This window comes from Methanocorpusculum bavaricum DSM 4179, assembly GCF_000430905.1.
Taxonomy (GTDB): domain Archaea; phylum Halobacteriota; class Methanomicrobia; order Methanomicrobiales; family Methanocorpusculaceae; genus Methanocorpusculum; species Methanocorpusculum parvum.
Window position 1 is genome coordinate 1 of record NZ_AUMX01000003.1, and the last position, 24,232, is coordinate 24,232.

Consider the following 24,232-nt stretch of genomic DNA (forward strand, 5'->3'; position numbering starts at 1 on the left):
GAGTTCGCAGGCTTCTCCCCGGTTCCCCAGGGAATGCTTTCCGAGATCGTTATGGGTATCAGAAAGAGAAAGGGTCTCAAAGAACAGATCCCGACTCCGAAGGATTACCTCGATTAATTTTTCACGTTCAAGGGTCATCTGGCCGTTTCCCGCAGGCGGTATGCCTGGGGAAACCTGAATATTTTTTCTGTTTTAATTGCAGCACTCCCTCCAGTCCCCTCCTCCAGATCGGCCGCATGTAAACTATAATTGCCATATTGGTTTGTTTATGTTACATTATGTAAAACCATTGCCGCGGCCAATTACTTTTTGACCTCCGCGCTCCAATATACTAAAGACAGATGCAAAACAGTGTTCAGTATATCCCTTTTGTAAAGGACGATGAAAATAAAGGATTCGATATGCATGTCCATTCGACCGCGTCGGACGGACGTACAACCCCGAAAACACTGGCAAAATATCTCAATAAACACGGCCTGTCCGCCGCAATAACGGATCATAATGTGATTTCCGGGGTAAAGGAGGCGCTTGATCATTCTGAAAACATCATTCCGGGAATCGAGGTCTCCGCTCTCGAAGGTCCGCACATTCTGGTGTATTTCGATACCTACCGTGATCTTGCCTCGTATTACTCCTCCTCGATCCAGTATCACCGGGGCAAATGTCCGCACATGGCAGTGGACATTTTAACCGAGGATGTCATCTCCGGCGCAAAAAATGCAGGAGGATTTGTCGTGTCTGCTCATCCTTACGGGTATGGAGTAAGCGTGAGAGGCGTGATGAAAGGAGTAGACGTGGGAGTCATCGATCCCGCGGTCGCGGGAGAGCTTGACGGACTTGAAGTGATATGCAGCGGGATGTCGATGCGGCTGAATATGCGGGCCGAGCAGTATGCGGAAAAGAACGGTGCGTGCATGACGGGCGGATCGGATGCCCATGTTCTCTGGGAAGTGGGACGGGCGGTTTCGGTCGGCTGTGAAAATCAGACGCCGGTCGAGTTTTTGGAGGAGGTCCGAGGGAAAAGAACGGGTGTGTGCGGGGTAAACCGTTCATCCGGGCAGAATCTGCTGATGGGAGCATGCATGACGCCGGGATATATCCCGTATGTGGCGCCGGCGATGAGGATCCACGCACGGCAGAGCTGGATGCGGATGAGATCTTAATTCCTGATAAAAAAAGAAATGTGGAAGATCAGTAATTTATTCTGATAAATCCGAGCGGTTCATCTTTTACTTCGTAGGCAAGTTTTGCGTCGCCCTGAGGGATGATATATGTGAGCCATCCCTCGATCTTTGCATATTTCAGAATGTTGGTCGTCGAAAGCGGCGTATAACCGTTTGGAAGGGCGGCTGATACGGCAGGATAGCCGATCCCGTTTACATAAATCTCATAATGATACGGAGCAACGACTTTTGCGGCTTCGTCTCCGCTTTCATAAGTCTCGGAGATCTTCAGCATCACTGCATACTGTCCCGGAGCCGGTTTTGGATTTGCGGCTGAGCCTTTTTTCAGGATCTCTTCAACTTCACTGCCGAATTTTTTCTGTATGATACGTATCGAGATCGTTTTGCCGGTATCGGTGACAGTCAGTTCCTGACCCTGCATGACTTCGGCCGGTGTCGGAACAGGCGTAGGCGTCGTGGTCGGTACCGAAGTGACGGGTGTGGGTGTATCAGAGGGTGTTGAGATGCACCCGGCCGACAGGATTATCCCTGTCAGGACGATGAGCATACCAAAAACATACCAGATTTTTTTCATATGTTTTCTACTGGTTCTCTTCGCTATAAATAGATTATTGAAACTCCTCACAGCAGAGCAGAAAACAGCCGCGAAACTCCCTCTTTTATCCTCACGGATGTTGATCGCAGATTGTACTCTTCCAGCGTGATCTCCGTACAGTTCGTCTCCAGCTCCTCAAGAAAGATCCGGTTCATTCGTTTTCCAAACTCGATATCATAGACGAACGCGTTCGTTTCAAAGTTCAGTTTGAAACTGCGGATATCCCAGTTGGCTGTACCTATGGTTGTACTTATCCCGTCGAAGATCCCGGCTTTACTGTGGATGAATCCGTCATTGTATATATAACCCCGCACGCCTGCCGCGAGCAGATCCCCCAGATACGAATGATTCGCCCAGTACACAAACGGATGATCGGGTTTGCAGGGGATAACGATCCGCACATCGATCCCTGAGCGTGCAGCAAGCACAAGACCGGTAAGCATCGGTTCATCCGGAATGAAATACGGCGTGTGGATATAGATCGACTCCTTCGCATGGCCGATCAGACTCATGTACCCGGAATAGATGGCTTTTTCCGCAGAATCCGGTCCGGAAGAGGCGATCTGGACATAGGAATGCCCCGTAACATCTAAAAACCCGTCCTCGGGATAGTACGGACAGTCCCTGTCTTCCACTGATATCTGGGCATCCTTTGCCGCATAGTTCCAGTCCATAATGAACCTGGTCTGCAATGCAACGACGGCTTTTCCGTGAAGACGCAGATGAGTGTCCCGCCAGTATCCCATCGGTCCTTTCCCCAGATACTCATCCCCGATATTGAACCCGCCGATAAATCCGGTCACCCCGTCGACCACCAGGATCTTTCGGTGGTTCCTGAAATGCAGCCGGGTATTCAGAAATGAAACCTTGAGCGGGAAAAAGATCCGCACATCCCCGCCTGCCTTTTTCAGCGGAGCAAAGAACTCATCCTTCACGGAAAACGTCCCGGCGGCATCGAAGATCGCTCTGACTTCGACCCCTTCTGCTGCTTTTTCTGCGAGAAGCTGTATGATCTCATCTCCAAGCTCATCATCCCGGATGATGAAATACTCCAGGTGGATGTGATGTTTTGCTCCCGCCACTGCTTCTTTGAAGGCGGCGAACTTCATCTCTCCGTCGGTGTAGAGGGTGAGTTCATTATTTCTTGTCAGGACCGCCTTGTCCAGACTGAGAAGGAGTGCGATCGTGCTGTCGAACCGTGAGATGCTTGGGGCAAGTTCCAGTGCGTTCTCCGTGATCTTTTGAAACTGTTCCTCAGCCTGAGCCGCCAGCATCAGATCGGCTTTGGTCTTTTTGCTGAAGATACGCGATCCGTAGAGGTGTCTGCCGAAGAACAGGTACAGAAATAATCCCAGAAACGGGAGAAAGATCATGACCAGGACCCAGGTCAGTGCCGTCTGGGGGCTCCGTCTTTCCAGAAATATCACCGTGATACATGCGCCGATGTCCAGCAGCACAACGATCAGCTGCAGAAACCAGAGAAACTCTTCGATGATTACGGATACCAGATCAAGCATAAGATACATGAATATGCGCTTTGCGGATGATAAAAGTTGATGTATCTACACCTCGAATGATACTATATTGTGGTGTCTTACAGAATGCTCTTCGAGTACTGGGGAAAAGGGCTCCTGGTTGCTTCGGTCGTCTCGGCAGTTGCCGGACTTTTGATCGGCAATGCCGGTGTTTTTTATTTAGTCGCCGGCGTATGCCTGACCCTTTCACTCGCTTGCATCTTCATCGGACGCCGTTTTGAAAATGAGGTTGTGTGATATGCCGGTCATTACGTTTTCCCGCAATGTGTTTCTCCCGCTGACCAATGTCTGCGCAAATGCCTGCGGATACTGTTCGTTCAAATCCTGTGTGGCGGACGGATGTGTTATGCCAAAAGAGGAGGTCATCTCCACGCTGGAACGGGGAGCCGCGTTTTCCTGCACCGAAGCCCTCTTTACGTTCGGCGAACGCCCCGAACGGGAAACCGGGTTCACCGCATACATCAACAGGATGGGATACCCGGATATTCTTTCCTACTGTAAGGACATGAGCCGCTATGCCATATCGCTTGGGATTTTGCCTCACACGAATGCCGGCATCCTTACCTATGAAGAGCTGGAGGATCTCCGGCCCGTGAACGCGAGCATGGGTCTGATGCTTGAGACCACCGCCGCGATCCCTGCCCATGCCCACAGTCCGGGAAAAGATCCGGCCGTCAGGATCGAGATGATGGAAAATGCCGGCAGACTGAAGATCCCGTTCACGACCGGACTGCTCCTTGGGATCGGCGAGACACGGGACGACCGGATCGAGTCTCTCGAAGTCATCCGTGATCTGCATAAAAGATACGGGCACATCCAGGAAGTGATCGTCCAGAACTTCTGTCCAAAACCGGGAACCGAGATGGCGTCCTGCCCCGGCGCTTCGACCGAGGTGATCGCGGATACCATCCGGCTTGCAAAAGAGATCCTGCCATCAGACGTCTCGATCCAGATCCCGCCGAATCTTGCCGACGCTTCTCTTCTCCTCGATCTCGGGGTGACGGATCTTGGCGGTGTTTCTCCGGTGACGATCGATTACATCAATCCGGAGCATCCCTGGCCGGCTCTGGATGCGCTCAAAGAGACCGCCCGCGGATATGAACTCAGAGAACGGCTCTGCATTTATGAGAAATACTGTGATCCCGCGTGGGTGGCGCCGGAACTTTTCGGGCTCGTGAGCGAACTGGCAAAGAAGGTGTACTGATCCCTCCCCGGATCATTTCCATGCCGACCTTCTTTATCTCCCCCGACCTATAGTGATGCACATGGATGACGTCTGTCCCGCCCCGGTGAAGGAACGGTACTGGGAGATCGATGCGATACGCGGTTTTGCGCTTCTGGCGATGATCATTCTCCACACCGTTTTTCTTCTGGGTGTCTTTCACATCATTGATACGGAGGTGTGGTTAGGACTCTATGTCTATCTGCCTCTCGGGACAAGCGTGTTTGTCATCATATCCGGAGCGGCCCTTGTCCTTCGTCACGGACGAATGGCCGGCCGGCCGCGACGTGCTTATCATTTCGCCATCCTGAAACGCGGTGTCGAGATATTTCTGATCGGCGTAGGCGTCTCTGTCGTTGCCTCTCTTTTGATCCTGCTGTTCATCAACGACGCAAGGTACATGTACTTCAATTTTCTGCAGATGATGGGTCTTTCGATGATCATATGTATCCCTTTTTTGCGGCTCGGAAAATGGAATCTGATCCCAGCGGTATTTTTCATCCTGCTTGGGATCGGTCTTGAAAAGATCAAAGGACCGGCATGGCTGATGGTTTTCGGGATCCTGCCGCCGGATTTTGTTCCGCGTGATTATTTCCCTATCTTTCCCTGGGTCGGCGTTATGCTGCTTGGCGTATGCATCGGAGCTCTTCTGTATCCAAAAGGGATCCGCAGATATGCTTTCCCCGAAGCGGGAAAGATCAGTCAGGCGCTTGCCTTCATCGGCCGGTATCCTCTGGAGATCTACCTCGCCCACATACCTTTGATCGGCGCTGTGATCCTCGTGATCGTCGTAGTTTCCGGTCTGCTCGGTTTTCCGATCGGTCATCTCTGAATCCCTGCTGACAAACTACTTATCCAAAAAGCGCATACATGCCTGAAACAATGAGAAATGAAGAGCAGTGCGGCACTCCGGGTTCTCCTCCGCGGGTGAAAAGTGAACGATACTGGGAGATCGACGCCATCCGCGGTCTTGCCCTTTTCGGGATGCTCTACTTTCATTTTCTCGCGATCCTCGTGATGTTTCACATCCTGGAGGAGACCAACGAGTTTCTCTTTTATTACAGCCCGATCGTGATCGTCTCGGCGGCCTTTATTCTGATCGCCGGCGTGGCGATCGTTCTCCGGTATAACCGCATGCTTGGAAAGCCGATGGGGTCTTATTACCGCGAGATCGCGAAAAAGGCTTTGGTCCTGTTTTTTATCGCGATGTGTATCACGGCGCTGACATGGCTTGCTTCGGTCGTTATCTATAACAACGATGTCTTCATCAAGTTCGGGTTCCTCCATATGCTGAGTATTTCGATGCTGATCGCGATCCCTCTCCTGAGGTTTGGGAAATGGAACATCTTATTCGGCATCCTGATCATCCTTATCGGGGTGTTCATCATTCCAGGGATCCAGGATCCCGGGTGGCTTTATCCTCTCGGGATCCATGGCGCCGATTTTATGGATCACACGCCTGACTACTTCCCGATCTTTCCGTGGAGCGGGTTCATTCTCTTAGGGGTGGGTCTTGGAAACATCTTCTATCCAAAAGGCGTCAGATCGTTTTCCGTCAGACAACCCGGGATCCTCGGCAGATTTTTCGCGAAGATGGGATACGGCAAGATCACGCTGATCATTTATCTCGTTCACATGCCGGTCTTTTTTGTTATCCTGTGGCTGCTCAGCATCACGACCGGGATCGGGTATGTTTAGCTGTTCATAAAGTACTTAGATGCACACAACCAATAGGAATGGAACAATGGGTGGTGAAATACTGGAAAACGACGACTCTCTCCGGGTAATGCCCGGCGGGTCAGGCGCTCCGCAGAGCGAGCGGTACTGGGAGGTGGACGCCGTTCGCGGTATTGCCATTTTGGGGATGCTCTTTTACCACTTACTTGCGTGTCTTGTGATGTTTCACATCATCACCGAGGATCCCCGGTTCCTTGCCTATTATAACACGTATATGTTCGGGTCCGGCATTTTCGTTCTCATTGCAGGCATGGCGATGATCCTTCGGCATGAACGGATGAGGGGAAAAACCACAAAAGAGTATTACGGCGCTCTGGTCGTCAAAGCCCTGTTTCTTTTGGCTCTCGGTTTTTGCATCACGATCGCGAGCTGGATCGGCGCCTCTGTCTTTCTTGGGAGCGAGGCATTTATCAAGTTCGGTTTTCTCCATATGCTCGGGGTGTCCATGCTTCTTGCGATCCCTCTCTTGAGATACGGAAAATGGAACATCATCATCGGCATGATGATCATCGCGGTCGGCGCGTTCATTTTTCCGTATATCAATGATCCGTCCTGGCTCTATCCTCTGGGCATCCATGCAGAGGATTTTATGCAGTATACGCAGGATTACTTCCCGCTGTTTCCCTGGTTTGGCGTACTTCTTCTGGGAGTGGGTCTGGGGAATGTTTTCTATCCTCACGGACGCCGGGGTTTTTCCCTTCGGGAACCCGGGCCGGTCGGGACCGGTCTTGCAAAGCTTGGAAACGGGATGGTGACGCTGTTCATTTATCTCGTCCATGTTCCGGTGATATTTGTTATTTTGTGGATCTTCTCTTCCCTGACGGGGATCGGATATTTGTAGTATGATCATTGACATAGTGAACTCTGATTCCGATCCGGCGGGACGAAATATCCGGGCTGCTGTCGATGACCTTCTGAAAAATCCGCCAAAGGGAGGGTTCCCTCTTTTCAATGGAAACGAGGTGACGTTTCACACTGTTCCCGGCCGGATCATTCACGCGGAAAGATCCGCGGTGAATCCCAACGCTGATCTTATCATCGTTGTTTCCCGTCACTCAAGTGTGAACCCGGTTCCGGTCCTGACGGTCCATCCGGCAGGAAACTTCGGCGTCGCCGGACTTGGCGGCCGGGATATGGAGCTTGGTCTGACGAGTCCGGCCTGGATGAAGGCGGTTCTGCAGAATCATGCAATGTTCGCTCCGGAAGGTTACCGGGTCTCTTATGAGATCACTCATCACGGACCGACGGATCTTCCGGTTCCGTTCTTCTTTGTCGAGGTGGGCAGTACCGAAAAGGAGTGGAACGATGTTTCCGCATGTACGGCTGCGGCTAAAAGTGTTTTGTATGCTCAGCCTTCGCCGGAAGCATTGGCGCTTATCGGGTTTGGCGGGACCCATTATGCAGCCAGGCAGACGGCGATCTGTCTCGAGACGAAAGGGGCATTCGGCCATATGATGCACACCCGGGATGCAGGTTCCGTGTCAAAGGAGATGGTATCCCAGATGATCGCAAAATCCGGCGGGGCCGCGGCCGCGCATATCGACCGTAAAGCTCTTTCAAAGCAGGAGTTAGCGCATATCGACGGGATCCTCGCCGATCTTGGTCTTGAGGAGATCACCGAAGGCGACCTGCGAAAAATCAATGAGATGTCGTTTGGGACATGGCTCGCGTATCGCGATCTGGCCGCAGCTACGGCCCCTGATCTGAAAATCTTCCCGCACGGCAGGATTTTGGACGAAGAACCTTCGGTGATCGAGATGCCTCCGGATCTGTTTTCTGCAGCATTTCTCGGGTATGAAGAGCTCTTTCTGGCTGAGCTGGAGAAAATGGGGAATATTTTTCACACGACAGGAAAAGGCGGCAGGATTATGCCGACTCTGCTGACATCTGCAAAAAACAGGCGTCAGGTATCAGGTGATTTAATAGTCTTATCCGTTCAACAAATAACACGTACACAGGATAGTTTGGTGGAAGGTGATCAAATCACGATAACCCGCCGGCAGTTTGACCCCGGTATCGCGCGCACGCTTGGGGTCCCGTCAGGTCCGCTGTACGGGCAGCTCGCCGCCGGATCATCTGTGGATCTTCCCGACGGCAGAACGATCACGCCGGATATGGTCACGAAAGTGGTCAGGAAATCCATCAAAATACCGGGATTGGAGAATTACTCATGAGATCAATTGTAGAAGAAGCATTATCACGCAAACGGTTCGAAGACGTTGCACGCGACGATACACCGGTCTCCGCAATTTATGATGCGGAAACCGAGGCTGAGCTCGGTGCAAAAACCTACTCTGCCCGTCCGCAGACGCCGGCACCGGCCCAGGCGGCAGCTCCGGTACAGACTCCGGCTCCGGCTGTAAAGAAGGAGCAGCCAAAACCCGAGGTAGACTACTCCAGCCAGTACAGTTTTACCGCTGCCAAGACAACACCGACCGACGATGACGAAGAGTTCGACGACATCTTAGCTGCTCTCCGGACAAAGATCACGGTGATCGGCTGCGGAGGCGGAGGGTCCAACACCGTTGCCCGCGTTTATGAGGAAGGGGTTGAGGGTGCCGAGATCTATGCACTCAACACCGATGCCCAGCATCTCTCTATGCTTCGCGGAAAAGTCGGCCGCCGTATCCTTATCGGCCGGCAGACCACCAAAGGTCTCGGCGCCGGCGCGATCCCCCAGCGCGGCGAAGAGGCTGCCGTTGAAAGCGAGGATGTTATCCGCCAGGCGCTTGCCGGCAGCAATATGGTCTTCGTGACCGCGGGTCTTGGAGGAGGCACCGGTACCGGTTCCGCTCCCGTCGTTGCCAAAGTCGCAAAAGAGATCGGCGCTTTGACGATCGCGATCGTTACTCTGCCTTTTACGAGTGAAAGTGCGACCAGGATGGAAAACGCCGAGATCGGTCTCGAGCGTCTCCGGGAAGTTGCCGACACGGTTATCGTGATCCCGAACGACCGTATCCTCGAAGTTGTACCGCGCCTTCCGCTCGCCCAGGCATTCAAAGTCTCCGATGAAGTCCTGATGCGTGCCGTGAAAGGTATCACCGAACTTATCACGCTGCCTGGTCTCGTGAACCTCGACTTCGCCGATGTCCGGACCGTTATGGAACAGGGCGGCATCGCGATGATCGGTGTCGGCGACTCCGACAGTGAGGACAAAGCGACCGATTCGATCAAAAAAGCTCTCCGTTCCCCGCTCCTCGATGTGGATATCACCGGCGCGACGGCTGCTCTCATCAACGTTATCGGCGGACCCGATATGACGATGGTGGAAGCGGAAGGTGTTGTCCAGGAAGTCTATCAGAGGATCGATCCTGCAGCACGCATCATCTGGGGTGTCCAGGTCGACCCGAAGATGGAAGGCCGCATGCGTACCATGATCATCGTTACCGGTGTTCAGTCACCACAGATTTATGGTAAGCAGGAACAAATATCTAGGGCATCACAATCTAGTCAGGTCCAGCGCTCAAAGTTTGAGATCGACTTCCTGAGGTGAATACATGGTTAAAAACGAGAAAAATACCGATGAAAAAAAGGCACTTCCCACCATTCATATTAAGAAGCCGGTGATCACGAAAGCAAGTGTTTCAGAATTCTTCAGAAAATACCTTCGTGTTCTGAAACTTGCACGCAGGCCCACAAAAGAGGAGTTCTGGAAGATCTCCGCCGTCGCCGCCGTGGGTATCGCACTTATCGGCGTCCTTGGGTTCCTGATATATCTGATATTTGAATATCTCCTTCCATAACTATGACAGAATCAAAGTTTGGCAATCACTACTATATCTTAAAGACGACCTCCAAGCACGAGCGGACCGTTGCAGACAACATCCGTGAGGCTATCGAGAACAATATGACGGACGTCGTCGTCACAGCAGTAGTCGTACCGGAAGATATCAAAGGCTATGTCTTCGTGGAAAGCCCTGAAGAGCATGCCAGGATCGAAGAGCTTGTCGAATCGATCGCTCATGCCAGAATTGTTTTGAAGAATGAAACATCTCTGGAAGAGATCAAACATTTCCTCGTTCCAAAGCCGGCAGTTTCCGGCATCGACGAGGGAACTATCGTGGAACTGATCGCCGGTCCGTTCAAGGGTGAGAAGGCAGTGGTCAAGCGCGTTGACCACACCAAAGAAGAGATCACCGTTGAACTTTACGAGTCGATCGTCCCGATCCCGATCACCATTCGCGGCGATAATGTCCGTGTGATCGATCGTAATCAGGATTGAACCCGGATTTTTCTGCGAGGATGCAGAAAATCCTGATCCATTCTCCAATCCATCTGTTTTTTTCGGCCTATCTATCCAGTAGATTTATGTTCTCAGAGGTCGACCTTAGTGAACCAATGTTGGGCTACCTTCGGGTATGTGCCAACATACGGTGATACAATGGCAGAAACTGTCGAGGTACTGGTACCCGGCGGTAGAGCAACTGCAGGACCGCCACTCGGTCCGGCACTGGGTCCCCTTGGGATCAACGTAAAAGCAGTCGTTGATGATATCAACAAAAAGACCGCTGAGTTCAATGGCATGTCTGTTCCGGTAACGGTAATGGTCGATGACAAAAAGAACGTCACGTTAACAGTCGGTATTCCTCCGACAACCGCTCTTGTAATGAAAGAAGCGGGCGTCGAAAAGGGTTCCGGCACTCCGAACACTCAGGCAGTTGGTAATCTGCCGCTTGAAGCTGTCATTCGCATTGCAAAGATGAAGATGGAATCCATGCTCTCTTACGACCTGAAAACGGCCGTAAAGGAAGTTATGGGCACCTGCGTTTCCGTTGGTGTAACCGTCGAAGGCAAAACTGCCAAACAGGCAATTGCCGCCGTCAATGCAGGCGAGTGGGACGAACAGCTCGCGTAAGTGAGTTAGTTCGCGCCGCTTCAAACGGGTACGTGGATTTCCCACGTAAAAAAATGTACAGTAGTAGAGAACAAAACCATAGGAGATTGGGGAACACTCCAGTCGAAGAACTATGGGAGGCTTCATCAAATGGTTGAAAGAACCCAAATTATAACAGCTGTTACGGCAGCACTCAAGCAGGCCCCCGAGCGTAAGTTCCAGGAAAGTATTGATATCACTATCAACCTGAAACACGTTGACATGGCCCAGCCTAAAAACCGTATTGATGAGACGATTCTTCTGCCACAGGCAATAGGCGTCAAAAAGATCGCCGTTCTTGGTAAGGGAGATATTGTGTCCCAGGCACGTAACGCCGGTGTCGATTTAATTATCGGCCCTGACGAGATCGAGCGTCTGGGCGGCGTTCCGCGTGAAGCACGCAAAATGGCCGGACAATATGACTTCTTCCTTGCAGAGACCGCGGTCATGCCCCTTGTTGGTCGCTGGCTTGGTCAGAGACTCGGTCCCCGCGGCAAAATGCCGCAGCCGATCCCGCCGACCCAGGACATCACTCCGATCGTCGAGCGTCTGAGAAACTCCGTCAAGATCCGGTCAAAAGACAGACTCAATATGTCTGTCAAAGTCGGCAACACCGGCATGACCGTTGAGGAAGTTTCAGAAAATATTGACGCCGTCGTAAAGAGGGTTGTAGGAAGACTTGAAAGCGGAGAGTTAAACATCCGTTCCGTCTACGTCAAAACCACGATGGGTCCAGCAGTGAAGGTGATGTAAGTATGGCAATTTATACCCACCATCTTCCGGCATGGAAACGTGAAGAAGTTGAGCAGATCAAAGATCTCGCCGGCAAGTATACACTCGTCGGCTTAGTTGATGTCTACGGTATTCCCGCAAGACAGTTCCAGCAGATCCGCAGAAATCTGCGCAGCAATGCAGTTGTGAAGGTTGCAAGAAACACTCTTGTCGAGCATTCCCTGAATGAACTCGGCGGTCACTTCGTTGATCTGAACGAGAAGGTTTCCGAGCACTCGGCGCTGATCTTTGCGAACGGCAACCCGTTCAAACTGTTCAAGTCCCTTGAGCAGACAAAGACAAAACGCTCCGCCAAAGCAGGCGAGATCACTCCTGAAGACATTGTTGTTCCGGCAGGACCAACTACCTTTAAGCCCGGACCGATCGTAGGAGAACTCCAGCAGGCTGGTATCCCGGCAGCCATCGACGGCGGTAAGGTCAAGATCAAAGAGACCAAGACCGTTGTTAAGGCCGGTCAGGCTATCAACAAAAAACAGGCCGACGTACTTTCCAAGCTTGGTATCAAACCAATGCCGGTCGGTCTCTCCCTCCTCGCAGTATGTTACGAGGGAGATATGTATCTGCCGGACGTCCTCTCAGTAGACGACGAGGCATACAAGGCAAAGATCACTCTCGCAGCACAGCAGGCATTCAACCTCGCAGTCAACGCAGCAGTTCCAACGGCATGTGCCGGAGTTACTGAAGCTCAGATCGCGAAGGCCGTCCGTGAGGCAAGAAACCTCGGTGTAGAAGCATCCATCTATGAGAAGGGTGTCATCGAGCTGATCATCAGCAAGGCATACAGACAAGCAAACGCCCTGAAGGCAATTTAAACAAATACAAAGGTGAAATCAAAATGGAGTATATATACGCAGCTCTGTTAGTTCACTCCGCAGCTAAGACTGTGGATGAAGAATCGGTAAAGGCAGTTCTCTCTGCCGCAGGTATCGCAGTCGACGACTCCCGTGTCAAAGCATTAATTGCAGCACTTGAAGGTGTTGACATTGAGGAAGCAATCTCCAAGGCAGCAGCAGCACCCGTAGCAGTTGCAGCAGCACCGGCAGCAGCAGGCGCAGCAGCAGCAGCAGAAGAGGCAGCAGAGCCCGAAGAGAGCAAGGAAGAAGAAGAAGAGAACGCCATGGCAGGCCTTGGCGCCCTCTTCGGCTAAATCTTTTTTTTATTAATCCGGCAGTATCGAGCCGATCCTTTATCGTTTGTTCCGGTGTTTTTTAGCAACCGATGGGTTTATGAAAAAAAGGTGTCAGAAACGTTCTACATCAGTATGAGAGTTTCATTCTCAAGATTTTTATTCCATCTGCGTGTCTCCACAGGAATCGTCTCCAGCTGCGTGAGTATGTTAATCTCATCTAAAATATCGCGCCGGTCATAGAGATAGAACTCCACCGGTTTCCAGAGAGCGACCCAGCCGATCACCACAAAACTCTGTCCGATAGCATACAGTATGTCATTTTGGTCGTAGGTGCTTGTAATAATACTGCTGAGGATAAGGCATATCACCAGAAATATCAGACCGCGGAGGAGGTATCGTCTTCCTTTGCTCATCGAAAGCTTATATTTCTGGTTTTCCGAGCAGTGCCTCAGAGCAAAATGCGAATGGATCGCCTGTTCCATATCGGCCCGGATCTCCTCATCATCGTAAAGTGTCCGTTCCAGATATAAAATGATCTTGGCAGAACTGCGTTTATCATTCGGCATGTCCTCAAGGGAGTCCATGATATATGTTTCTGTTGCCTGATTGATCTCCTTTTCATCATTCGGCGCCGGGTCGAGAAAATTATAAAACTGGATCTGATGGGTGATCCGCAGTTCGATTGCTGTCCATGAGTCATGTAATCTGCATGACGTCATATGCGTCCCTCTTTTGCGAGGATTCCGGCGGTGATTACCTGTCCGCAGGAGATACATCCGTCACCTAACGGATAGCGGGGATTTGTCAGGCATGAAACGCCCGATTCACGCAGGGTCAAAATGATCGTCTCCCTGATCTGGCGGTTGATCGCGACCCCTCCGGAGAGCGCTGCTTTGCGTATCCCGGTTTTTTCCACGCCTGCAAGTGCCAGCTCTGCTATTCCTTTCGCGAGCGAGGTTTGTATCGAAGCTGCAATATCTTCTGCACAGATCCCCTCGCTCATCATCTCCATTCCTTCGCGTAAAAGGGCCGGGGTCGACAGAACATCCCTCCCATCCCGTGATTCGATAGTGATCTCCATCGGCTGGGCAACGCCTCGTGCTGCATATGCTTCCAGCATCATTGACGGTTCGCCGTCGTAGGTCCGTTCCCGGCAGATCCCGAGTAATGCCGCCGCTGCGTCCAGAACCCGGCCCGTCGAGGTCGTGACGGGAGTATTGAAACGCTTAGCTGTCTGCTGGGAAAGGATCCTGAGAGCCGTGTCGTTCCATCCTCTGCTTTGGAGAAGTGCCAGGGTCTCTTCTGTTGGAAGAATGCCGTAGAGCATTCTCTCCGGGAATTTTGTTGCCATATCTCCGCCCGGCATCATGACCGGTTCGAGATGGCCGGTTCGGATGTATCCGTTTGCCGGCGATCCTGCAAGGATCTCCCCGCCCCAGATGGTCGCATCGTCCCCATAGCCGACACCGTCGATCGCGATACCCACAACCTCCCCGGTGGTCACCGAGGCGATGTGTGCGCAGTGATGCTGGACCGGGCAGAGAGTTGCCCCGTATCGTTCAGCGAGTTCCTGAGCGACCCGTGTGCTCAGGAATTGCGGATGGAGGTCGTGAGCAATGATTTCGGGAACCGATCCGGTAAGACTGGTCAGTTTTTCGATCGTCTCCTCTAAATATGCCACGGTCGGGGGGTTTCTGATGTTTCCGATATGCGGCGAAGTTATCAGAAATCCGCCCTTATAGATCGTTGCATTCGCGTTCAGTTCCGGGCCTACCCCGAGGATCTGCCTGTCCCCGAGATCCATTCTGGTTCTGAGCGGGGCAAATCCCCGTGACATTCGAATCAGATACCCGTCCCGAACGACAGAATCATCGCACCGGTTCACGATCTCCCGGTCGTGAGTGAGGATAAAGTCCGCGACCCTCCCCATCTTTTCGATGATGGTTTTCGTTTCGGTGATCATCGGCGTTCCCGGAGCATTCGCACTCGTCATTACCAGAAGAGGGGACCTGAGTTTTGCAAAAAGCAGATGGTGAAGTCCGGTGTACGGCAGCATGATCCCGAGATTATGCAGGCTCGACAGGGACCCATGTGATTCCGGATCAAGCTTGTCAAGGACCATGATCGGATGGACAGGTCCTTTGAGGAGATCCCACTCATCTTTTGTCGGTTCGACCACAAACTCCCGAATCGTTTCCGGTTTCATCATCACGGCGAGCGACTGGTTCGGCCGTCCGAGAAGAGTTTTCAGGCGTTCTGCCGTTTTTTCAACACAGCAGATATGAAATCCCCCAACCCCTCTGACGGCAACAATATTTCCCGCATCCAGCAGCTCTGCAGCGGCGGCTATCGGATCGGCCGTCTGCACAAACTCTCCGGATCCTTTCAGCAGAGAAAGTTTCGGTCCGCATTCTGTGCAGGCGATCGTCTGGGCATGATGTCTTCTGTTTCCCGGGTCTTCGTAATCGTTCAGACATGCTTTGCATACAGGAAATTCATCCATGCTTGTTCGTTCCCGGTCGTAGGGAACGGAGTTAATGATGCTGTATCTTGGTCCGCAGTCGGTACATGACGTTGCCCAGTATCCAAAATACCGGCTGTTTGGATCCATAATATCGTGCAGACAGTTTTCGCAGGTCGCAATATCAGCCGGAACAAATCCCGTCCTCGCCCCGTCCTGACTTTTCAGAATAAAAAATCCTTTTGGCGGGATCCAGTCAGGCAGAGGTTGGACCGATACCGAATCGATGACCGCCATCTTGGGCCCTTTTGTCACTTCACGGGAGAACTCATCGAAATTTTCCCCGCCGGCATCGATCTCCACTTCACTTCCGTGATTGATGACCGTTCCGCACATTTCGTAGCGTTGTGCCAGCGCATAGACAAACGGGCGGAACCCCACTCCCTGCACGATCCCGCGCAGGATTATTTTACCTGACTTCATCAATCCCTCTCAAAAAGGATTATAGAATCACAGACAATATAAGTGTAGGGTTTTGTGCCCCACATATTTTCTTTGTGGAGCGCCCATACTACAGAATAGGAGATATACCATGCCTGATGATCCATTAACCAACATCCTTCGCAGTAAACGTGAAACGACCAGATTCCAGGTCTTAGTCGAGGTTGCCGAGCACCAGCCGTCGATCCGCCAGCAGGAGATCGCGGAAAAGCTCGGCGTCACCCCCCAGGCAATATCTGAATACGTTCGTGACCTCGCCGAAGAGGGGTACATCAGCGCTGAAGGGAGAGGGCGGTATTATGTCACCCACAAAGGGGTCGAGTGGGTCCTGAACAATGCGGAGATCCTGGAATCCTACGCCCGGCATGTTCGCCGTGACATCATCCATCAGGTCGTGACCTGGGCCGCTATCGCCGATTCCGATCTGAAAGCAGGCGACTCGGTCGGCGTGTACATGAAATCCGGCTGGCTGTATGCGGGCAAACGCCCTCAGACGGCAATGGGAATGGTCACGGCCGATGCATCGGAAGGAATGGACGTCGGCGTAGCCCGACTTGCCGGCATCATCGAACACACTGAAGGAAAAGTGGACGTTGCCAAAGTTCCGCGCATCGAACGCGGCGGCTCAAAGATGGTTTCGACGGAAAAATTCCTCTCTCTTGCAAAGAATGCGGATATCATCGCAGCCGTCGGACTTGAGGCCTATCTTGCCTGTAAAAATTCAGGCCTAACGCCGGATATGTTCTTCGGGGCGCGGGAAGGGGCTGTTGAGGCGGCATTCCACGGGATGCGCTGCCTGATCCTGATCGTTGACGAGGAGTTCACCGATTTCCTGAAACGTCTGGAAACTGCGGGTCTTTCCTATACGATCCACGAACTGGTGACTGAATAACGTGACGACCATCGTTCAGCCCTGGAAAAAAGGGTATAAAGTCTATTTTTGTGACGACGCAAAGGCAGGCAGAATAAAACATGTAGGTACCGTCGAACTCGAAGAGACCTCAAAAGGCATGCGTCCGTCTGAGTTTTTTGTCAGAAGACCCGGGACTTCCCACGTCGAGAAGACGCCCACAAAAGAGTTCATCACGGTACTTCGGGGGAACGGTCCGATCAAACTCACCCAGACCCTGCCGGAATTCCAGGATTTTCTCAGAGGCATGCAGTTATCCTGGGAAACAACGACACTTTGCCGGACCTGTCTTTTTGACGACCGGATCACCCCCCTTACCGAAGAGACCAGGATCAGATGCGGGCAGGAGTTTGTCTGCCTTGACTGCGCAAAGCGTGAGCTCCGCCGTGAACTCGGTCACATCAAACATCTTGGAAAACGAACCCAGCTCCATATCGAAAATCTTCTCGAAGAGTATCGTGATCTGGATATGGTGCTTGCGATCCTTCAGCCTGAGTCGCTCGACACCAAAAAAACGATGTTCGACCGGCTCGAGGCGCATGATCAGACGCCGACCGAACGTATCGAAAACCTGCCGCTTCCCCGAGAATTTATTGAACGGTGCGGTGTTGAGACACTCATGCCTGCCCAGCAGCGTGCGGTCGAGTCGGGACTTTTGTATGGAAAAGATCTCCTCGTTGTCGCCGCGACGGCAAGCGGGAAGACGTTCATCGGTGAGATGGCCGGGCTGAAAAATTATCTCGAGAAGCGCGGAAGAATGCTGTTTCTCGTTCCGCTCGTCGCTCTTGCCAATCAGAAGTATGACCGATTCTCAGAAAAATACAAGACCATAACCCAGACCTCGATAATGACCGGTGTCTCCCGGGTGAATCTGCCGGAGACCCGTCCTATTGGAAACCGCGGTGCAGGCGGAGGGATCGTTGTCGGAACCTACGAAGGTATGGACAATCTTCTGAGAAAGGGCATGCCGGTCAGCAATATTGGCACGGTCGTTATCGACGAGGTCCAGATGCTCGAGGATCCCGAACGGGGTCACCGTCTCGACGGACTGATTGCACGGCTGAAATATATCGCTCCAAAAGCCCAGTTCCTCTATCTTTCGGCAACGATCGGTTCACCCAACCTTCTCGCAAAAAAACTGAACGCCGCTCTTGTTTCGTATGCAGACCGTCCGGTGGCTCTGGAACGCCATCTGATCTTCACAGAAAAAGACGGAAAGATCCCGTTCATCAAAAAACTGGTCTTTGAGGAGTTCAACAAAACCTCTTCGAAAGGATTCAAAGGGCAGACGATCGTGTTCACGAATGCCCGGAGCAGGTGTCATACCGTAGCCGAGGCGATAGGAGGGACCGCCGCTCCGTATCACGCCGGACTTACGTCCCAGGAACGCCGGGCAGTTGAACGGCAGTTCGAAGAGGGAAAACTTGCCTGTGTTGTCACTACTGCGGCACTCGCAGCCGGCGTGGATTTCCCGGCAAGCCAGGTGATCTTCGATGCTCTCGCGATGGGAATCGACTGGCTCTCCGTTCAGGAGTTCCATCAGATGATGGGACGTGCCGGCCGGCCTGACTTCCATGATCTTGGCAGAGTTGTCGTCCTCGCCGAGCCCGGGGCCTCGTATTCGCGTGAAACCAAACTCACCGAGGAGGAGGTGGCCATCCAGCTTCTCAAAGGAGATATGGAAGAGGTCTCGCCGGTGTATGACATCGAGGAGACATCTGAAGAGTTTGCCGCCAATGCGATCGTCTGCCGCGGACGTGAAGCAGATATCATCGCCGTTGGAAACACCATGGTAGGCGTGGGTGATGATCCCCTTGCGGAACTTATCAAACACAAACTCGTCAGGAAATCCGGCGGGGTCCTGGAACTTTCCCAGCTTGGAAAGATCATGGCCGAACACTTCATCGGTATGGAGCGGTTATTGGAGATCGACAAACTCGTTCGCGTGATGGATGATCCCCTGGAAATGATCGCTGAACTTTCCTGTATGGACGACGAACGGGAAAAGGAAAAGCGCCGGACCGACCGCCGTTCGACGGAGAAAAAGGAAGCCGCCTGGATCGGCGACAAAAAGGCTTCCGCTAAACCCGCCTCCGAGCCGGCCTGGGTTGCCAAAAAGAAGGAGATCCATGCAGCCGACAAGCATGTCCATGAGGATGAACGGCGGAAAAAAGCAGGATCCAGAAAACTCCGCCGTGAATCAGCAGAGCCTGAGCTGCCCAAACCTCCCCGCCGGGCGAACAAAGAGATGGAGGACCGTGTCGAGCGCAAAAAACGCGAAGCTTCCCAGTATATCCCTCCGCCGAAGCGAAAACAGCAGAATACCTCCGGTCCCGGCGAATCCGGATCCAGACGCACATCGTCATCCGGTGATCCGCACACCCTCATCGAGACCGCTGTCGATCTCAGACGTGCCGGAAAATATGACGAGGCACTGTCGATGCTTGGCAATTACGTTGCCGACAATCCAAAAGACAGCCGTGCCCTTGTTGAACTTGGCAAGGTGTATGACCTTCGAAACGAGCGGGATACAGCATATTTGTGTTATCAGAGAGCTGCTGCGGCCGATACCAGAAACCGTGAAGCGATCGACCGAATGAACGCGTTTTTGATCGGGATCACTGTTGACATCGACACGGACATCCCCGGCGCCGGAAAAGGACCTGCTATCGTAAAAAAGAAAAAAGAGTGAGGAGATCCTCTACCTTTTTGTATATTCCATCCTCTCCGCATGGCTCATTTTTGAGAGGGAGACAACTTTATTCAGATCAAGACCGCAGAGTTTTGCAAACCTCGTCCCGTAATCCGGATCTGCAAGATAACAGTGGGCTGCGTGTCGGTATTTGATGTTCTCCGTTACGCCCTCCATGTTTCGTGCGGTGTTTTCGATCAGGACCTGTTTTTTATCCTCCGTCATCAGACGGTACAGATCGCCCGGCTGGTAGAAACAGTCGTCATTCTCATCATCTTTTTGTTCATACCTGTCCATATCCCCGGAAAGTTTCAGGGACGGGTCACGGTATGCCTCCTGCTGTTTCCACTCATCATAACTGTTTGGCACATATCCTTTGGCAGCTCCGTAGTTTCCATCCACCCGCATAAGTCCGTCCCGATGAAATGCATGGACGTCGACTTTCGGACGGTTGACCGGGATCAGCGAATGATTCACGCCTAACCGGTAACGCTGCGCATCGCCGTAGGAAAACAGTCTGCCCTGCAGGAGTTTATCCGGCGAAAGGCCGACTCCCGGAACGATGTTTGCCGGATTGAACGCCGCCTGCTCCACATCGGCAAAGTAGTTCTCCGGATTTCTGTTCAGTTCAAGCACACCGACTTCTATCATCGGATACTCTTTGTGACTCCAGACTTTGGAGATGTCGAACGGATTTTCTTTTCTGACTCTCGCCTCCTCTTCTGTCATGATCTGGAAGTACATCTTCCATCTCGGGAACTCTTTTCGTTCGATCGCTTCAAAGAGATCTCTCTGATTACTTTCCCGGTCTTTGCCTACGAGGATTTCCGCTTCCTGGTCGGTGATATTTTTGATCCCCTGCTGGGTCTTGAAATGATACTTGACCCATACCCGCTTCCCTTCGGCATTGATCAGACTGTAGGTATGGCTGCCAAACCCGTGCATGTGCCGGTAACTTGCCGGGATCCCCCGATCAGACATGACGATCGTTACCTGATGGAGCGCTTCCGGAAGCGAGGTCCAGAAGTCCCAGTTGTTCTGCGCGGAACGCATGTTCGTTTTAGGATCACGTTTTACGGCATGGTTCAGATCGGGAAACTGCAGGGGGTCTCTGATAAAAAAGACCGGCGTGTTGTTGCCGACAAGATCCCAGTTTCCTTCTTCGGTATAGAATTTGATCGCAAATCCCCGGATATCGCGCTCTGCATCGGCAGCTCCCCTCTCGCCTGCCACGGTAGAAAACCGGACAAAGACCTCGGTCTTTTTTCCTTTCTCGAAAACTTTTGCTTTGGTGTATTTTTCCACGTCAGCGGTCACGGTAAAGGTGCCGAACGCTCCGGAACCTTTTGCATGCATACGTCTTTCCGGGATGACTTCCCGATCGAAATGTGCAAGTTTTTCCAGAAACCACAGATCCTGGAGCATCAATGGTCCGCGGGGTCCTGCAGTGAGCGAGTTCAGGTTGTCGGCTACCGGCGCTCCGTTTTCATGAGTAAGATCCTGTTTTTTATCCATAGTATCTTCTTACTCATTTCCGGGGATAAAAAGTATTGCAATGTGGTAAAAAAATTATTGGCACTGATTGCCAAGTTCGTAGAGTGCATATAATTCATTTGCAGCATCTGCTCCGGCACGGCGCATCGCCTGTTCGATCAGAACTTCGGCACACTCGGCCGGCAGACATGCCACTCCTTCTTTTCCGATCCGGATGAGTTCGATGAGCGAAATAAACTCCTCCTCCGTGAGCCTGTTCAGCCGTGCTGCGAAATCATCCGCATCCTTTGCATAATGGTTGGCTACCGGCGGGAGGATCGAGCGAAACGCTGTTTCTGATTTTCCGCAGACAAGTGTATCACACTCGGGTGCGAGTTTTAAAAGAAGGGCTATATCGTGTTCTGATAATATACGAGACATATTCTACATTGGGGATTCATGGATTAATTAGGTTTTGCAAAGAGAACACAGATCCCGCGAGATCCGGAGAACATACAGGATCTCCCCGTCTTCCTGCCGTTCTTCTGCCGTCACGAGAGCGATCAATGCTTCTGTATGACAGATCTTCAGGACGTCATCGATCCCGGTAAGGGAGGAGATGAGAAGGAGGATCCGTCCGAATGTTGAAAGGTGAGGGGGTGCTTCGCGGATAAACCGCTCAACGACCTCCCGGCCGGTCGGCCCTCCGTCAAGAGCATACTCAAGCCAGTCGTCAAGCCGCTCTTCCGGATCCGTCGGAAGATAGGGTGCATTGAATAAGATCAGATCGAACTCTCCGCAGATCGGATCAAAGAGATCCCCTCTGATGACCTCGATACCGTTTACTTCGTGTGCATATTTTGCCGCGTGGGGATTTATTTCGACTGCGAGGACATCCGGCGTTACTTCTTTTACGGATTTTGCCACTGCCCCCGATCCGGTTCCGATCTCAAGGACCCGGTCGGCCGGCTTTACTTCGGCGAGTGCTGCTTTTATCAGGAGATACGTATCGTCAGAGGGAAAATAGATCTGGGTCCTGTCGATATCCATTATATCAGATCACTTAGCCGGTTGGCAAGCTCAATGAAATCCAGAATAGAAAGCTTCTCGGGGCGTTTGCCTGTGAGATCTTTTGGTAGACTGCCGATGAGTTTTGTTATGATCTCTTCACCGTAGATGCTTTTCATTCCTTTGAGTCCGTTCTGGATGGTTTTTCTCCGGTGGGAGAAGAGTTCGCGAACGAGAACTGCATGGACCTCGCGGTTCAGTATTTTGACCGGGGGTTCACGCGGGATGATCTTTACTACTGCTGAATCGACTTCCGGCGGGGGGCTGAACGCCCGGGGCGGAAGTTTGAGGATGAGCTCCACATCCGCATAGGTCTGCACCATTACGGAAAGTCTGCCGTACTCTCCGTCGCCAGGCGGGGACACCATGCGTTTTGCAAACTCCCACTGATACATCAGAACAGCTGTCTCGAATCCGGTTTCGAGGAGCCGGAACGTGATCTTCGATGAGATGGAGTAGGGCAGATTTGCGATCACCAGATCAAAATCCGGGAGGTCAACTCTGGAAGCATCGCCCCGGGTTATGGTCAGCTGACCTGAAGCGAGTTCATCTTTGAACCGCTGTTCAAGGTTTGGGAGAAGCGTTCCGTCCAGTTCGACCGCTCTGACATTTGCTCCGCGTTCCAGAAGTGCTGCGGTCAGTACTCCTCCGCCCGGTCCGACTTCAAGCACCTTTCGTCCCTGGATCGGGACCGACCCGGCGATAAAATCTACGGCGTCTGTATCAATCAGAAAATGCTGATCCTTTGGCGCTTTCATAAAAAAGATTATTTTGAGGTAAAGAGATGATACTTCTCTTCCGGATTCTCAAGTTCGAGCATGATCCGTTCACGGATAAACTTCTCCGGTTTCTGGAGGGTCTTGACCCGGGTGCGGATGTCCTCGAAGCTCTCAAACGGTTTTTTCTGGCGTTCTTCCAGGGTGTCGGTAAGGGTTTTCTTTCCGAATCCGGGGAGGAGATTTAACATATGCATCTTGAGGCTGATGGGAACAGCGGTGTTGTAGAACTCCACGAACCTGCCTTCAGACGCTGCAATGATCTTTTCAACTACCGGCTCAAGCTCGCCTTTCGCGGTCGGCGTCAGCTCGTCATAGGACAGCCGGCGTTTTACCCGCTCGACATGTTTTCTCTCCTCTTCGCCGATGTAGACTTTGTCGTGCAGATTGATCGCGACGTCTTTTTTTGCGATGAGTTCGAGAAGTTTGAACTGGTCAGTGCCGACTGCGATAATAATCGACTCGCGCTGATTCAACGGACGTCTGTCGCTTGCATATCCCCACTGAAGATAGTCAAGGACTACAGCTTCGACTTCCTTTTTATCGGTCCTCTCAGTCTTTGGCGGCATCGCTACCACTCACTCGTATTTGTGCAGAGTGTCAAGAATCTGATCTAAATCTTCTGGAAGAAGGGTGAACCGCTCTTTTGCATAGATCGCTCTGATCTCATCACGGCTCTGCGGCATAATGTTGACGATCCTGCAGGCGATCTCCGGTTTCGTTTTTTCCATTGAGGCAAGGTCAACAAGGAGTGACTTTGCCGTTTCAACACTGCATTTACTGAGACTGTCTGCATGGTCAATACTCTTACGCAGTTCGTATGATATGCTCCGGGATGGTTCATCATCCAGTTCTCCAACCGAGCGTTTTTCGCGGATAGCAATAAGTTCTACGCGAAGCTCCGGAAGGGTCATCATATCTTCACTGATAATTTTCTTTACTTTCATGCGAGACTCCTGATAAATGTAAAATAAGTATTTGGGGGTTAATTATATTTCTGCGCCGTGAGGTGCTGCGGTCTTGCAATGACTGTTTTGGTTGCATTGCCGTCTTTGATCTCAAGGAGCCAGGCTCTGCCTCTCTTGCCGATGATCGTTCCGGTCTTGCCGTGGAATCTCGGGTGGGGCTGTCCTTTCTGAACGCTTGAGTCTAAGACAAGGTGAACTTTCTGTCCTTCGTCGAAGTTCTGAATGACCTTGGTCACGTTGGGCATTCCGCGGGTGCGCAGGGTTTTCTGTAACTTATATCTTGTTCGTTTTTTAATTCCATTGTGCTTTGCCATGT

Annotated in this window: 27 protein-coding genes; 16 read left to right on the forward strand and 11 right to left on the reverse strand. The window is 52.1% G+C overall.

Annotated features, from left to right (window positions below; translation table 11 throughout):
- Positions 1 to 341: 341 nt before the first annotated feature.
- Positions 342 to 1,163: a PHP-associated domain-containing protein gene (locus tag H575_RS03005; RefSeq protein WP_042697752.1), complete on the forward strand. Its 822-nt coding sequence runs from the start codon at positions 342 to 344 to the stop codon at positions 1,161 to 1,163.
- A 28-nt stretch (positions 1,164 to 1,191) separates the two neighbouring features.
- Here H575_RS03005 and H575_RS03010 read toward each other — a convergent pair whose 3' ends face one another.
- Both H575_RS03010 and cls read right to left on the reverse strand, forming a co-directional pair.
- Positions 1,192 to 1,758: a hypothetical protein gene (locus H575_RS03010; protein ID WP_042697754.1), complete on the reverse strand. Its 567-nt coding sequence runs from the start codon at positions 1,756 to 1,758 to the stop codon at positions 1,192 to 1,194.
- Positions 1,759 to 1,805: 47 nt separating this feature from the next.
- Positions 1,806 to 3,305, reverse strand: coding sequence for a cardiolipin synthase (gene cls, locus H575_RS03015; RefSeq protein WP_052319935.1), 1,500 nt, complete (start codon positions 3,303 to 3,305; stop codon positions 1,806 to 1,808).
- A 75-nt stretch (positions 3,306 to 3,380) separates the two neighbouring features.
- Between cls and H575_RS09255 the strand changes: the two genes are divergently transcribed.
- The 13 genes from H575_RS09255 to rpl12p all read left to right on the forward strand — a co-directional run bounded on the left by H575_RS09255 (position 3,381) and on the right by rpl12p (position 13,085).
- Positions 3,381 to 3,551, forward strand: a complete 171-nt coding sequence (locus tag H575_RS09255; protein WP_155897840.1) for a hypothetical protein — start codon at positions 3,381 to 3,383, stop codon at positions 3,549 to 3,551.
- A gap of 1 nt (position 3,552) precedes the next feature.
- Positions 3,553 to 4,518: a 7,8-didemethyl-8-hydroxy-5-deazariboflavin synthase subunit CofG gene (cofG, locus tag H575_RS03020; RefSeq protein ID WP_042697757.1), complete on the forward strand. Its 966-nt coding sequence runs from the start codon at positions 3,553 to 3,555 to the stop codon at positions 4,516 to 4,518.
- 61 nt (positions 4,519 to 4,579) lie between these two features.
- On the forward strand, positions 4,580 to 5,368 hold the full coding sequence (locus tag H575_RS03025) for a heparan-alpha-glucosaminide N-acetyltransferase (RefSeq protein WP_042697760.1): 789 nt from the start codon (positions 4,580 to 4,582) through the stop codon (positions 5,366 to 5,368).
- 38 nt (positions 5,369 to 5,406) lie between these two features.
- Complete coding sequence (locus H575_RS03030) at positions 5,407 to 6,234, forward strand: heparan-alpha-glucosaminide N-acetyltransferase (protein WP_245554485.1); 828 nt, start codon at positions 5,407 to 5,409, stop codon at positions 6,232 to 6,234.
- A gap of 46 nt (positions 6,235 to 6,280) precedes the next feature.
- The gene (locus H575_RS03035; RefSeq protein WP_042697767.1) at positions 6,281 to 7,114 is read left to right on the forward strand and encodes a heparan-alpha-glucosaminide N-acetyltransferase; all 834 of its coding nucleotides are present in this window, start codon (positions 6,281 to 6,283) and stop codon (positions 7,112 to 7,114) included.
- Between the two features lies 1 nt (position 7,115).
- On the forward strand, positions 7,116 to 8,447 hold the full coding sequence (locus H575_RS03040; RefSeq protein WP_042697771.1) for a D-aminoacyl-tRNA deacylase: 1,332 nt from the start codon (positions 7,116 to 7,118) through the stop codon (positions 8,445 to 8,447).
- On the forward strand, positions 8,444 to 9,766 hold the full coding sequence (gene ftsZ, locus H575_RS03045; RefSeq protein ID WP_081406635.1) for a cell division protein FtsZ: 1,323 nt from the start codon (positions 8,444 to 8,446) through the stop codon (positions 9,764 to 9,766). The genes H575_RS03040 and ftsZ overlap by 4 nt, the downstream gene beginning before the upstream one ends.
- Before the next feature lie 4 nt (positions 9,767 to 9,770).
- A complete protein-coding gene (locus tag H575_RS03050) occupies positions 9,771 to 10,016 on the forward strand; it encodes a protein translocase SEC61 complex subunit gamma (RefSeq protein WP_280841939.1) in 246 nt (81 codons plus the stop codon).
- A gap of 2 nt (positions 10,017 to 10,018) precedes the next feature.
- The gene (locus tag H575_RS03055) at positions 10,019 to 10,495 is read left to right on the forward strand and encodes a transcription elongation factor Spt5 (protein ID WP_011833950.1); all 477 of its coding nucleotides are present in this window, start codon (positions 10,019 to 10,021) and stop codon (positions 10,493 to 10,495) included.
- A gap of 159 nt (positions 10,496 to 10,654) precedes the next feature.
- Positions 10,655 to 11,128 carry a 50S ribosomal protein L11 gene (locus H575_RS03060; RefSeq protein WP_042697777.1) on the forward strand — a complete coding sequence of 158 codons (474 nt, stop codon included), beginning with the start codon at positions 10,655 to 10,657 and terminating at the stop codon, positions 11,126 to 11,128.
- A 129-nt stretch (positions 11,129 to 11,257) separates the two neighbouring features.
- Positions 11,258 to 11,899: a 50S ribosomal protein L1 gene (locus tag H575_RS03065; RefSeq protein ID WP_042697779.1), complete on the forward strand. Its 642-nt coding sequence runs from the start codon at positions 11,258 to 11,260 to the stop codon at positions 11,897 to 11,899.
- Between the two features lie 2 nt (positions 11,900 to 11,901).
- Positions 11,902 to 12,750, forward strand: a complete 849-nt coding sequence (locus tag H575_RS03070) for a 50S ribosomal protein L10 (protein WP_042697782.1) — start codon at positions 11,902 to 11,904, stop codon at positions 12,748 to 12,750.
- A gap of 23 nt (positions 12,751 to 12,773) precedes the next feature.
- A complete protein-coding gene (gene rpl12p, locus H575_RS03075; protein ID WP_042697785.1) occupies positions 12,774 to 13,085 on the forward strand; it encodes a 50S ribosomal protein P1 in 312 nt (103 codons plus the stop codon).
- 104 nt (positions 13,086 to 13,189) lie between these two features.
- On the opposite strand, the gene H575_RS03080 is transcribed toward rpl12p, so the two are convergent.
- Together H575_RS03080 and hypF are read right to left on the reverse strand one after the other, a co-directional pair.
- Positions 13,190 to 13,786, reverse strand: a complete 597-nt coding sequence (locus H575_RS03080; RefSeq protein ID WP_042697788.1) for a hypothetical protein — start codon at positions 13,784 to 13,786, stop codon at positions 13,190 to 13,192.
- Entirely contained in the window at positions 13,783 to 16,011 is a 2,229-nt protein-coding gene (gene hypF / locus H575_RS03085; protein ID WP_042697793.1) for a carbamoyltransferase HypF, read from the reverse strand. Before hypF ends, H575_RS03080 begins: the two co-directional genes overlap by 4 nt.
- Positions 16,012 to 16,120: 109 nt before the next feature.
- On the opposite strand from hypF, the gene H575_RS03090 reads away from it, so the two are divergent.
- Positions 16,121 to 16,921, forward strand: a complete 801-nt coding sequence (locus H575_RS03090) for a DUF7839 domain-containing protein (protein ID WP_042697796.1) — start codon at positions 16,121 to 16,123, stop codon at positions 16,919 to 16,921.
- A 1-nt stretch (position 16,922) separates the two neighbouring features.
- A complete protein-coding gene (locus H575_RS03095; RefSeq protein WP_042697799.1) occupies positions 16,923 to 19,631 on the forward strand; it encodes a DEAD/DEAH box helicase in 2,709 nt (902 codons plus the stop codon).
- A gap of 9 nt (positions 19,632 to 19,640) precedes the next feature.
- On the opposite strand, the gene H575_RS03100 is transcribed toward H575_RS03095, so the two are convergent.
- Genes H575_RS03100 through H575_RS03130 form a run of 7 tightly spaced genes read right to left on the reverse strand, consistent with a single transcriptional unit; the run spans position 19,641 to position 24,230 of the window.
- Positions 19,641 to 21,146, reverse strand: a complete 1,506-nt coding sequence (locus tag H575_RS03100) for a catalase (protein ID WP_042697801.1) — start codon at positions 21,144 to 21,146, stop codon at positions 19,641 to 19,643.
- 54 nt (positions 21,147 to 21,200) lie between these two features.
- Positions 21,201 to 21,545: a hypothetical protein gene (locus H575_RS03105; RefSeq protein ID WP_042697805.1), complete on the reverse strand. Its 345-nt coding sequence runs from the start codon at positions 21,543 to 21,545 to the stop codon at positions 21,201 to 21,203.
- A 27-nt stretch (positions 21,546 to 21,572) separates the two neighbouring features.
- The gene (locus tag H575_RS03110; protein ID WP_042697807.1) at positions 21,573 to 22,154 is read right to left on the reverse strand and encodes a HemK2/MTQ2 family protein methyltransferase; all 582 of its coding nucleotides are present in this window, start codon (positions 22,152 to 22,154) and stop codon (positions 21,573 to 21,575) included.
- A complete protein-coding gene (gene rsmA / locus H575_RS03115) occupies positions 22,154 to 22,930 on the reverse strand; it encodes a 16S rRNA (adenine(1518)-N(6)/adenine(1519)-N(6))-dimethyltransferase RsmA (protein WP_042697812.1) in 777 nt (258 codons plus the stop codon). Before rsmA ends, H575_RS03110 begins: the two co-directional genes overlap by 1 nt.
- An 8-nt stretch (positions 22,931 to 22,938) precedes the next feature.
- Positions 22,939 to 23,517: a DUF655 domain-containing protein gene (locus H575_RS03120; protein ID WP_042697815.1), complete on the reverse strand. Its 579-nt coding sequence runs from the start codon at positions 23,515 to 23,517 to the stop codon at positions 22,939 to 22,941.
- Between the two features lie 9 nt (positions 23,518 to 23,526).
- Positions 23,527 to 23,895 carry an RNA polymerase Rpb4 family protein gene (locus tag H575_RS03125; protein ID WP_042697818.1) on the reverse strand — a complete coding sequence of 123 codons (369 nt, stop codon included), beginning with the start codon at positions 23,893 to 23,895 and terminating at the stop codon, positions 23,527 to 23,529.
- 38 nt (positions 23,896 to 23,933) lie between these two features.
- Positions 23,934 to 24,230 carry a 50S ribosomal protein L21e gene (locus H575_RS03130; protein WP_042697821.1) on the reverse strand — a complete coding sequence of 99 codons (297 nt, stop codon included), beginning with the start codon at positions 24,228 to 24,230 and terminating at the stop codon, positions 23,934 to 23,936.
- Between the last annotated feature and the right edge of the window lie 2 nt (positions 24,231 to 24,232).

Bases quoted from the DNA above. Each gene is read 5' to 3' on its own strand.
- H575_RS03110 (WP_042697807.1), bottom strand. From the start codon at position 22,154: ATGGATATCGACAGGACCCAGATCTATTTTCCCTCTGACGATACGTAT.
- H575_RS03005 (WP_042697752.1), top strand. From the start codon at position 342: ATGCAAAACAGTGTTCAGTATATCCCTTTTGTAAAGGACGATGAAAAT.
- H575_RS03035 (WP_042697767.1), top strand. From the start codon at position 6,281: ATGGGTGGTGAAATACTGGAAAACGACGACTCTCTCCGGGTAATGCCC.
- H575_RS03070 (WP_042697782.1), top strand. From the start codon at position 11,902: ATGGCAATTTATACCCACCATCTTCCGGCATGGAAACGTGAAGAAGTT.
- H575_RS03125 (WP_042697818.1), bottom strand. From the start codon at position 23,895: ATGAAAGTAAAGAAAATTATCAGTGAAGATATGATGACCCTTCCGGAG.
- H575_RS03080 (WP_042697788.1), bottom strand. From the start codon at position 13,786: ATGACGTCATGCAGATTACATGACTCATGGACAGCAATCGAACTGCGG.
- H575_RS03100 (WP_042697801.1), bottom strand. From the start codon at position 21,146: ATGGATAAAAAACAGGATCTTACTCATGAAAACGGAGCGCCGGTAGCC.
- H575_RS03130 (WP_042697821.1), bottom strand. From the start codon at position 24,230: ATGGCAAAGCACAATGGAATTAAAAAACGAACAAGATATAAGTTACAG.
- H575_RS03055 (WP_011833950.1), top strand. From the start codon at position 10,019: ATGACAGAATCAAAGTTTGGCAATCACTACTATATCTTAAAGACGACC.
- H575_RS03065 (WP_042697779.1), top strand. From the start codon at position 11,258: ATGGTTGAAAGAACCCAAATTATAACAGCTGTTACGGCAGCACTCAAG.
- rpl12p (WP_042697785.1), top strand. From the start codon at position 12,774: ATGGAGTATATATACGCAGCTCTGTTAGTTCACTCCGCAGCTAAGACT.
- H575_RS03060 (WP_042697777.1), top strand. From the start codon at position 10,655: ATGGCAGAAACTGTCGAGGTACTGGTACCCGGCGGTAGAGCAACTGCA.
- cofG (WP_042697757.1), top strand. From the start codon at position 3,553: ATGCCGGTCATTACGTTTTCCCGCAATGTGTTTCTCCCGCTGACCAAT.
- H575_RS03050 (WP_280841939.1), top strand. From the start codon at position 9,771: ATGGTTAAAAACGAGAAAAATACCGATGAAAAAAAGGCACTTCCCACC.
- hypF (WP_042697793.1), bottom strand. From the start codon at position 16,011: ATGAAGTCAGGTAAAATAATCCTGCGCGGGATCGTGCAGGGAGTGGGG.
- H575_RS03105 (WP_042697805.1), bottom strand. From the start codon at position 21,545: ATGTCTCGTATATTATCAGAACACGATATAGCCCTTCTTTTAAAACTC.
- cls (WP_052319935.1), bottom strand. From the start codon at position 3,305: ATGTATCTTATGCTTGATCTGGTATCCGTAATCATCGAAGAGTTTCTC.
- rsmA (WP_042697812.1), bottom strand. From the start codon at position 22,930: ATGAAAGCGCCAAAGGATCAGCATTTTCTGATTGATACAGACGCCGTA.
- H575_RS03040 (WP_042697771.1), top strand. From the start codon at position 7,116: ATGATCATTGACATAGTGAACTCTGATTCCGATCCGGCGGGACGAAAT.
- ftsZ (WP_081406635.1), top strand. From the start codon at position 8,444: ATGAGATCAATTGTAGAAGAAGCATTATCACGCAAACGGTTCGAAGAC.
- H575_RS03025 (WP_042697760.1), top strand. From the start codon at position 4,580: ATGGATGACGTCTGTCCCGCCCCGGTGAAGGAACGGTACTGGGAGATC.
- H575_RS03010 (WP_042697754.1), bottom strand. From the start codon at position 1,758: ATGAAAAAAATCTGGTATGTTTTTGGTATGCTCATCGTCCTGACAGGG.
- H575_RS03030 (WP_245554485.1), top strand. From the start codon at position 5,407: ATGCCTGAAACAATGAGAAATGAAGAGCAGTGCGGCACTCCGGGTTCT.
- H575_RS09255 (WP_155897840.1), top strand. From the start codon at position 3,381: ATGCTCTTCGAGTACTGGGGAAAAGGGCTCCTGGTTGCTTCGGTCGTC.
- H575_RS03120 (WP_042697815.1), bottom strand. From the start codon at position 23,517: ATGCCGCCAAAGACTGAGAGGACCGATAAAAAGGAAGTCGAAGCTGTA.
- H575_RS03090 (WP_042697796.1), top strand. From the start codon at position 16,121: ATGCCTGATGATCCATTAACCAACATCCTTCGCAGTAAACGTGAAACG.